This is a genomic window from Limnospira sp. PMC 289.06, assembly GCF_032350395.1.
Taxonomy (GTDB): Bacteria; Cyanobacteriota; Cyanobacteriia; order Cyanobacteriales; family Microcoleaceae; genus Limnospira; species Limnospira platensis.
The window spans coordinates 38432-39677 of record NZ_JARPLC010000011.1; the positions used below are offsets into that span (position 1 = coordinate 38432).

At 40.1% G+C, this 1246-nt stretch carries 1 protein-coding gene; it reads left to right on the top strand.

From position 1 onward, the window contains the following. Positions 1 to 54 precede the first annotated feature (54 nt). Positions 55 to 1020: a glycosyltransferase family 2 protein gene (locus P5674_RS04345; RefSeq protein WP_006619810.1), complete on the top strand. Its 966-nt coding sequence runs from the start codon at positions 55 to 57 to the stop codon at positions 1018 to 1020. Positions 1021 to 1246: the final 226 nt, after the last annotated feature.

Genomic DNA, 1246 nt, shown 5'->3' on the forward strand with positions numbered 1-1246 from the left:
TCCTGACGCACCACTTATTAATATAATTTGAGTTAATATAAATTGATTTCTACAGTGTTGCCACCATCAGCAAAACCCACCACAGTTCAACTCTCAATTGTCGCTCCCTGCTACAACGAAGAACCTAACCTCGATTACTTATTATCTAGGTTGCTGGCTGTGATTCAACCTTTGCATATTACCTATGAAATTATCTGTGTTAATGATGGCAGTCAGGATGATACCTTAGCCAAACTTATTAAACACCACCATTTCAATAATAACATTAAAGTGATTAACTTGTCAAGGAATTTCGGCAAAGAAATTGCTTTGACAGCGGGTTTAGATCATGCTAGAGGTGCAGCAGTCATTCCTATTGATGCTGACCTACAGGACCCACCGGAATTAATTGTAGAAATGCTGGAAAAGTGGCGAGAAGGTTATGATGTAGTTTACGCGAAAAGGCGATCGCGACATGGAGAAACCTGGCTGAAACAGATAACCGCCAATGGTTTTTATCGGCTTCTGCAAAAGATGACTCCGGTTCACATTCCCCAAGACACTGGAGATTTTCGATTGATGGATCGTCAGGTAGTGGAAGCCTTAAAAAAACTCCCCGAAACTCATCGATTTATGAAGGGTTTATTTGCGTGGGTAGGGTTCAAACAAACCGCCCTAGAATATGACCGCTTACCGAGATATAAAGGTCGGACAAAATGGAACTATTGGCAATTGTGGAATTTGGCGATCGAAGGGATTACCTCTTTTAGCGCCCTCCCCCTCAAAGTTTGGAGTTATATGGGATTATTGATATCATTTGGGGCTTTTATTTACGCCCTATTTTTAATAGTAAGAACTTTAATTTTTGGCATTGATGTTCCCGGTTACGCATCCTTAATGGTAGCCATTCTATTTATGGGAGGAGTTCAACTTATTAGTTTAGGTGTAATTGGTGAATACTTAGGCAGAATTTATGCGGAAGTTAAAAGAAGACCTCTCTATTTGATTCGAGATACCTATGGCATTGTTGATAATGAATAAAAAAAGCTGCCCATAAACTAAGGCATTTTCCTGGTGCGTCACATCATCAAGTTTGGCGTTTTTTTATGAAGATGATCACTCTGTGACGCACCCTACAAGGATTATAGTTTCCTGGTGCGTCACATCATCAAGTTTGGCGTTTTTTTATGAAGATGATCACTCTGTGACGCACCCTACAAGGATTATAGTTTCCTGGTGCGTCACATCATCAAGTTTGGCGTTTTTT